The sequence below is a fragment of the Xanthovirga aplysinae genome (assembly GCF_009711365.1).
Lineage (GTDB): Bacteria > Bacteroidota > Bacteroidia > Cytophagales > Cyclobacteriaceae > Xanthovirga > Xanthovirga aplysinae.
Map to the genome: position 1 here is coordinate 1 of NZ_SMMB01001109.1, position 8,362 is coordinate 8,362.

Genomic DNA, 8,362 nt, shown 5'->3' on the forward strand with positions numbered 1-8,362 from the left:
TATAGGTAATCAAATCTTTCACATAATTCTCCCGCCTTACTGTGCCGAAAAAACACAGGGTCTCCTATTTGCAAATTTTGCTTTCCTTTATTAAGAATAGGAGTTTGAACTTCTCCAGCTCCCTCCAATGGAAAAAGTTCTAATCCTTCGGGAAGGTAGGTAGCGGGGAGCTTTTCCTTTCCAGTTGCTCCTGACGCAACATACCCCCCGCCCAAACAGGTATAAATATTTTTTTTCGGATTTCTAGTAACCTCTAGTGCAAAAGCAGCTGCTGGCTGATGTTGAAAATCTGCATATTGATCAAACAACGTCGGAGAATAAAAACCACTTCCAACAGTTACTTCGGTAACTCCAGCTTCTTTTATACTACTCTCCAAACTGCCTGTTCCTCCTGCATTTACTAGCTCAAGATCTCCGGCTATATCATATAAGGCCTTTACTGTTTCTTCTCTTCTTTTTTTAATTTCTTTAATCGATCTTCTTTTCAAAAAGCGAATAAGCTGACTTTTAACGTACTGACCTTCAAGCTTGTCTCCAACACCAGCTATTTGGGATTCATAACCCATAATCCCAGTTAGTTTTACCGAAGGGCTATCTAGAATATATTTTGCCAAATTAACTGCTTTGTCTTTATTATTTATACCTGAGCGCCAAACTCCAAAATGGAGACCTGGGAAATCTGAGGACATATCCAGATCTATACAAAGAGGGAAATCAATATGGAGATCCCGAGCAATTGCTTTGGCTTTTTCAACATGTTCATGTGAATCCACCATTAAAACAATATTCTTTCCCTTAATTATTTCTTTTGCAATTGCCCTTAAATGACTTTCATCCCATACGGGATACCCCATCAAAATATTATCAAAGCCCTCTCCGCTCAGAAAAACAGCTTCCTGGGGACTATAGCTCATAATTCCCTGGAACTGACTATGACTATTCAAAATATTGCGAAGAATAGGAAGACAGCGGATGGATTTAGATGCAAGTCGAATATTTTTATTTCCTGCCCTGGTACGAACTGCCTCTATATTATTTTCAAGAAAATCCAAATTGACAAAGGCAAAAGGCTTGGGTACATTTTCAAAAATAGACTTATAATAATCGTACAATGAGGCTAACCCTTCATTTTGTAAGTTAGGTTTCGAAATAGAAACTGCAGATACTTTATTACTCACTGACAAAATTTTATTTACTTACATCAATTAAAAAAGAAAAATGAATTTCCTTACCTCTATTTAAAAACAGATTCAAAATCAATTACCTTTTCCAAGGCAATCTTTCTCTTATCTTATTTATTTTCGAAATAATCTGGAAAATCAAATCCCATCAAAAAAAACCTTAATAAATTAGGTATTATATTATTTAATTCAAAACACAAATGGATCGTATTGGAAGACTTTATAAAGAATATGAAATAATTCTAAATATTGTTTTATTTAGGATCCCTCAAAATAAAGGTCCAAGATTTTTTTTCAATCCTCTAATTGAATTGACCTATATTCAATTAAGATTTTTAGTTTCTCTCGGAAAATTAAGAAGGACTTAAAAAGGTTACTATATGAGTATTGTGACAAAGCAACCTTTTTTGATATTGCCTTATAATTCCTCATTTTTGTAACCACGAAGTTTAGTCTACACCTTATTTTTTTGGCTGGAGATCCTAATTTATGACCTTTTATGAATTTTTAGATGGCCTTGTTGCAGGCCTTCATGCCCTTAGTTTTCTTGAAATAGTTGCAGTCATTTGTGGAGTTGCAAGTGTTTTGTTCTCAAGAAAAAACAACATTCTGGTGTACCCAACTGGCATTGTGAATGTATTGATTTATGTTTATCTATGTTTTCAATATAAATTATATGCTGACATGGGCATAAATGCCTATTACTTTATCATGAGTGTCTATGGATGGTTTATGTGGAGCAGAAAAGACGAGCAAAAACAAGTTTTACCTATTTCCTACAATAATAAAAAAGAAAATCTGACTTCGATCCTGATGGGGACAGTATCCTTTTTAATCCTCAGCTTCATCTTAACAAAATTTACTGATAGTGATGTACCTCTTTGGGATGCAACAACAACCAGTTTTGCTTTCATTGGCATGTATTTAATGGCCAAACGAAAAGTAGAAAACTGGATAGCATGGATAATTACAGATATTATCTCAGTCCCCCTCTATTATTACAAAGGCTTACCCCTTAGTGCCGTCCAATTTTTCATTTTTACCTTTTTGGCATTTTCAGGTTATTTTGCCTGGCAAAAAGAAATGCGAAAAAAGAAAACACAAATAGCCCAACCTTTGCCCCGTTAAACTTTTATCGGAGGACTCTATTTATGAAAGCTAAAAGTTCCATTTTACGGGTGGCTATTACCGGCCCCGAGTCTACAGGCAAAAGTACTTTAGCCCAAGATCTAGCAAATTACTATCAAACCCTATGGGTTCCAGAATTTGCTAGGTCTTACCTGAATCAATTAGATCGTCCTTACCGGGAAGAAGATTTGGTCGAAATAGCCAAAGGCCAAATCCGATCAGAAGAAATAAATGCTAAAAAAGCAAATAAACTACTCATCTGTGACACAGAACTAACAGTATTGAAAATTTGGTCTGAATATAAATATGGTCAATGTCACCCCTGGATTATAAAAGAGTTACTCAAGCATTCCTATGATCTCTATTTATTAACCAGCCCGGATATTCCTTGGGAAGACGATCCTTTGAGAGAACACCCAGAAGAGAGAGAAAAACTTTTTGACGTCTATCTTAAGGAATTAAAAGGAAGGAAATTACCCATTTCAATTATTTCCGGAACTCCCGATATTCGTAAAAGTACTGCTATAAGAGTCATTGATCATTTGCTTTAAGAATAAAATGCCTTTAACTTCGCGGCCAAATTCTTAATGGAGTCTTCCAAATTAAGAATTATTTTATTGGGGTGCCTTAAAATCGGTGGCTGAGAATATACCCATTGAACCTGATACGGATAATGCCGACGTAGGGAAAACAATTTTATTTTTAAGAAAAATTTAGCTTTCCTTTTTTTATCCTTCTCAATTTCAACTGCTACCACCGATCCAGTTCCAGGCCACATCATTTTTTAAACTTAACCTAAAAAGCATTTGATGAAAACATTATCAATTTATTCTTTATTACTTATTCTCTCTTTTGGAGCATCCGCTCAAGTTAAATTAAGTGGAATAATTCAAAATTCAGAAAACTCAACTATTTTGCCTGGTGCTACTATACAATTACTTCAAACAAGCTTAGGTACAGTAAGTGACCAGAATGGAAAATTCACCTTAAGTCACTTAGAAAAAGGGACCTATACCTTGTCAGTATCATATGTGGGTTTTGAAACATACACCAAACAAATAGAATTAATTAAAGATCTTGATTTAGAAATTCAGCTGAACCCCGCTTCTATTTTGACCGATGAAGTAATCGTGAATGCCACAAGAGCAGGTGAAAAATCAGCAATGACTTATTCTACTCTTGATCAAAAAACGATTGAAGACAGTAATTTCGGTCAGGATCTTCCTTTTTTAATGAATATGAGTCCCTCAGTCGTAGTCACTTCCGATGCAGGGGCAGGTGTGGGCTACACAGGGATGCGAATCAGAGGAAGCGACATTACAAGAATCAATGTAACCGTAAACGGTATTCCCATTAATGATTCGGAATCCCAAGGGGTATTCTTTGTCAATATGCCAGATTTTGCCTCTTCAATAGATAATATTCAAATCCAAAGAGGGGTGGGAACCTCCACTAATGGAGCTGCGGCCTTTGGGGCAAGTGTCAACATCCAAACCACAACCCTAAATAAGGAAGCCTATGCCGAAGTAAACAGTGCCGCTGGTTCTTTCAACACTTTTAAAAATTCCGTAAAGGTGGGTACAGGTTTAATCAACGATAAATTCACTTTTGATGCCAGACTTTCCAAGATCAGCTCCGACGGATACATTGACCGTGCATCATCCGATTTAAAATCCTTTTTCCTTTCAGGAGGCTATTACGGTAAATCAACCCTAGTGAAAATGAACGTATTTTCGGGAAAAGAGAAAACCTATCAGTCCTGGAATGGAGTTTCGGAAGATATGCTGAAAACCAACCGAACTTTTAACAAATATATCTACGCCAATCAAACCGATAATTACCAACAAGACCATTACCAATTGATTGTTGCCCAGGACATCAACCCAAAATTAACTTTCAACGGAGCTTTGCACTATACCTATGGTAGAGGTTATTATGAAGAATATAAAGAAGACCAAATACTGGAAGACTATCAAATTTCACCTGTGGAAATAGATCAAAATATAACTGAGAATAGCATTTTTTCCCCTGAATATTCAGATCTGATCCGACAAAGATGGTTAGATAATGATTTCTATGGTTTTACCTCTTCCCTTACTTACGAGGCGAACGACAATATTAACCTAATTGGAGGAGTGGCCTGGAATCAGTACTTGGGGAGGCATTTTGGTGAGGTGATTTGGGCCCAAACTGCCGGAGACTCTGAACTAGGAGACCATTACTACGACAATAACAGTAGAAAAGAAGAATTCAACAGCTTTATAAAAGGTAATTTCCAACTTAACGATCGATTTAACATTTTTGCTGACGTCCAGTACAGGCAGGTGAACTACCAGGGGCATGGTCAGGACAACGATCAACTACCAGTTGATTTCCAGGCCCAATACAATTTCCTTAACCCTAAAATAGGTTTTAGCCTAGACCTTACTGAAAAACAACTGGTTTATGCCTCCTATAGCATGAGTAACAAAGAGCCTGTAAGAGGTGATTTTGTGGATGCTCCACAAGGCAATGTACCTAAACATGAAACCCTGTATGACCTAGAAGTAGGATATAAATTCCACCAAAAGAATGCTTATTTCACTGCAAATGCTTTCTGGATGGAATATAAAAACCAACTAGTTCTTACCGGCGAGCTGAATGATGTAGGGGCCAATATTCGTACTAATGTTGATAGAAGTTACCGTGCAGGGCTGGAACTGGAAGGAAGTATAAACATAACCTCCAAATTAAGTTGGGGAGCAAACGCCACATTAAGTACCAATAAAATCAAAAACTTCACTGAAGTCATTTATGGAATTGATGAAGATTGGAATACTTGGGAACAGGACTCTGAAGAACGCATTGATCATGAGAATACCGAAATTTCTTTTTCACCTAATTTTGTTGGTGCCAGCCAAATTAGTTATCGTCCATTCAAACAGTTCGAAGCAACCCTTTTATCTAAATTCGTGGGTAAACAATACCTAGACAATACTTCAAATAATAAAAGAAAGATTGATCCTTATTTCATCAATGATTTGCGTTTAAGTTACAGCATAAAAACTTCTTTTATGAAAGCTATTGATGTAGCTTTTCAGGTAAACAACCTATTTAATGTGCTTTACGAATCAAACGGGTATACTTATAGTAATAATGTGGGAACTAACTTGGATAACTCAACTTTAGTTACCAATAATTACTACTATCCTCAAGCAGGAACCAACTTTATGATCTCCGCTAATTTGAAGTTTTAAATTCATGCTAATTTGCCGGAATGATAAATCCTATTGTTCCGGCAAATAACACCCAATATTGAAGGGACGGCATTGATTTAGTTCAGATGAATTGCCCCAATTCATATTAAGTACTGAGGATGAAATAGTTTTTTAATGTAATATTTCTCCTGCCTACTAATCCAACCTCTGCTTTTTCCAACCGATCCCAAACCTTTGCCCCTAAATTATGCTGCTCGCTTTCTTCCCAAAAAAGCTTTAGATTGCACATACGAGACAACTGTTTCCTTTCATGAATTCAAAGAAAAAGATACCTACTTACAGTCTGGATCAATTCACCAGTTTTATTCATAAAAACAAACCCTATCAAGTGGAAGTCTTCGATGCTAATCGTCATTTTGAAGTGCAATACCCACATCGACACGACTTCTACGAAGTGCTGTTTTTAACCCATGGATCAGGAAAACATATAATTGATAATAATCAGTACAACATACAACCTCCTTGTATTTTTTTCCTAAGTCCCGGACAGGCCCATAAACTGGAACTTTCCCAAGACATTGCTGGCTATATTTTTTTATTTACTGCCGAATTTTATTTACTGCACAAAAACAATAAGAACAAGCTTCTGGAGCTCCCTTTTTTCTTTAATATAAAACAAGAAAACCCTCCACTACGGTTACTCAGTTTGGAAGACCAGCAATTACTAATTCAACTTTTCAAAAGGGGATGTCAATTGATGCAAGATCCCAACGATCAGTTTGAAATTATAAATGCCTTATTGGATTTGATTTTGAACTTGTGTCACCAATTGTACCCCAAGCAATTAAAAAGTGTGGAGAAAGGCAAAGGCCAGATTCTGGTAAAACGTTTTCGACAATTAATAGAGGAAAAATACCAGGAAAATCCTACCATACAACAATATGCAGATTGGCTGCATGTGACCCCCAACCATCTTACCCAAACAGTTAAGAGTTTGGTAGGGAAGACTTCATCGGAACTCATTCAAGAAAAAACTATACTGGAAATCAAACGATTACTGATTTACACCGACCTAACCGCCAGTGAAATCGCAAATCAACTAAATTATCATGATCAATCGTATTTCACCAAATTTTTTAAAAGAGCTACCGGTATGACGCCTACCGAATTCAAAAAGAATCATTGAAATTTACCAAAATTACCATTGTTTGAACCATTATAAACCAACAGACATTTACCACCTTTGCCTTAGAGAAATATAAGTTTTATCATTTGACAACAATAATAAGTTTATAAAAATGGCAAACTATTTTAATACCCTTCCATTACGGGAGCAATTAAACCAATTAGGAGTATGCGAATTCATGGATGGAAGTGAATTTGCCGATGGAGTTACAGCCCTTAAAGGAAAAAAAATTGTAATTGTAGGTTGTGGAGCTCAGGGCTTAAACCAAGGGTTAAACATGAGAGATTCCGGATTGGACATTTCTTATGCTTTAAGAAAAGAAGCCATTGAGCAGAAAAGATCATCTTGGAAAAACGCCACGGAGAATAACTTTGCTGTAGGAAACTACGAAGAGTTAATTCCAACTGCTGATTTAGTAGTTAACTTAACCCCTGATAAGCAACATACAAGTGTTGTTTCGGCAGTAATGCCATTAATGAAACAAGGCTCTACACTTTCTTATTCTCACGGTTTCAATATAGTAGAAGAGGGTATGCAAATCCGTAAAGACATTACGGTAATCATGGTAGCCCCAAAATGCCCTGGAACAGAGGTAAGAGAAGAATATAAGAGAGGCTTTGGAGTACCTACCCTAATTGCCGTACACCCAGAAAATGATCCGGAGAGAAAAGGTTGGGATTATGCCAAGGCTTATGCGGCGGCAACAGGTGGACATAGAGCTGGAGTATTAAAATCATCCTTTGTAGCAGAGGTTAAATCGGACCTGATGGGTGAGCAGACCATTCTTTGTGGTCTTTTACAAACGGGATCTATTTTAAGCTTCGACAAGATGCTGGACAAAGGCATCAAGCCTGAATATGCTTCTAAATTAATTCAATACGGATGGGAAGTCATCACCGAAGCCCTTAAACATGGCGGTATTACGGGAATGATGGACAGGCTCTCTAACCCAGCAAAAATTAAAGCTTTTGATATTTCGGAGCAATTGAAAGAAATCATGCGCCCTTTGTTCCAAAAGCACCAGGATGACATTATGAGCGGACATTTTTCAAAAACCATGATGGAGGATTGGGCTAATGATGACAAAAATCTCTTGAATTGGAGAGCCGCTACGGGAGAAACACAATTTGAAAAAACTCCTGCTGGGGACATGGAGATACCTGAGCAGGAATACTTCGACAATGGGTTATTGTTAGTAGCTTTTGTAAAAGCGGGGGTAGAGCTAGCCTTCGAAACTATGACAGAAGCCGGTATCAAAGAAGAATCGGCTTACTATGAATCATTACATGAAACCCCATTAATCGCTAACACAATTGCCCGTAAGAAGTTATTCGAAATGAATCGGGTAATTTCTGATACTGCCGAATATGGATGTTATTTATTTGATCATGCCTGTAAGCCTCTTTTAGCTGATTTTATGAAAGAGGTAGATACTGATATCATCGGCAAAAACTTCAATGAAGGCATTGATAATGGGGTTGATAATCAAGAATTAATTGCAGTTAATGCTGTGATCCGTAACCATCCTATTGAATACGTAGGGGAAGAATTGAGATCAGCAATGACTGAAATGAAGTCAATCAGTTTAGTTTAGCTATCATAAGGAAAAATGGGCTGGTCAAGGTATTCATCCAGCTCATTTTTTACCTTTTTCAAGTGCAACTTTATCT

6 protein-coding genes and 1 riboswitch are annotated in these 8,362 nt (G+C 36.9%); of the genes, 5 read left to right on the forward strand and 1 reads right to left on the reverse strand.

The window, feature by feature from the left end:
- Window positions 1-1,178, reverse strand: a 1,178-nt coding sequence (locus E1171_RS13125; protein ID WP_187696440.1) for an alanine racemase, incomplete at its 3' end; no start/stop codon positions are given.
- Window positions 1,179-1,670: 492 nt separating this feature from the next.
- Between E1171_RS13125 and pnuC the strand changes: the two genes are divergently transcribed.
- The 5 genes from pnuC (at window position 1,671) to ilvC (ending at window position 8,286) form a co-directional block, all read left to right on the forward strand.
- Window positions 1,671-2,309, forward strand: a complete 639-nt coding sequence (pnuC, locus tag E1171_RS13130; protein ID WP_155206465.1) for a nicotinamide riboside transporter PnuC — start codon at window positions 1,671-1,673, stop codon at window positions 2,307-2,309.
- A gap of 23 nt (window positions 2,310-2,332) precedes the next feature.
- The gene (locus E1171_RS13135; protein WP_155206466.1) at window positions 2,333-2,860 is read left to right on the forward strand and encodes an AAA family ATPase; all 528 of its coding nucleotides are present in this window, start codon (window positions 2,333-2,335) and stop codon (window positions 2,858-2,860) included.
- Between the two features lie 57 nt (window positions 2,861-2,917).
- A riboswitch (TPP riboswitch) is annotated at window positions 2,918-3,014 on the forward strand.
- 104 nt (window positions 3,015-3,118) lie between these two features.
- Window positions 3,119-5,545: a TonB-dependent receptor gene (locus E1171_RS13140; protein WP_155206467.1), complete on the forward strand. Its 2,427-nt coding sequence runs from the start codon at window positions 3,119-3,121 to the stop codon at window positions 5,543-5,545.
- A gap of 271 nt (window positions 5,546-5,816) precedes the next feature.
- Entirely contained in the window at window positions 5,817-6,692 is an 876-nt protein-coding gene (locus E1171_RS13145) for a helix-turn-helix domain-containing protein (protein WP_155206468.1), read from the forward strand.
- Between the two features lie 112 nt (window positions 6,693-6,804).
- Window positions 6,805-8,286, forward strand: a complete 1,482-nt coding sequence (gene ilvC, locus E1171_RS13150) for a ketol-acid reductoisomerase (RefSeq protein WP_155206469.1) — start codon at window positions 6,805-6,807, stop codon at window positions 8,284-8,286.
- Window positions 8,287-8,362: the final 76 nt, after the last annotated feature.

Bases quoted from the DNA above. Each gene is read 5' to 3' on its own strand.
- ilvC (WP_155206469.1), top strand. From the start codon at position 6,805: ATGGCAAACTATTTTAATACCCTTCCATTACGGGAGCAATTAAACCAA.
- pnuC (WP_155206465.1), top strand. From the start codon at position 1,671: ATGACCTTTTATGAATTTTTAGATGGCCTTGTTGCAGGCCTTCATGCC.
- E1171_RS13135 (WP_155206466.1), top strand. From the start codon at position 2,333: ATGAAAGCTAAAAGTTCCATTTTACGGGTGGCTATTACCGGCCCCGAG.
- E1171_RS13140 (WP_155206467.1), top strand. From the start codon at position 3,119: ATGAAAACATTATCAATTTATTCTTTATTACTTATTCTCTCTTTTGGA.
- E1171_RS13145 (WP_155206468.1), top strand. From the start codon at position 5,817: ATGAATTCAAAGAAAAAGATACCTACTTACAGTCTGGATCAATTCACC.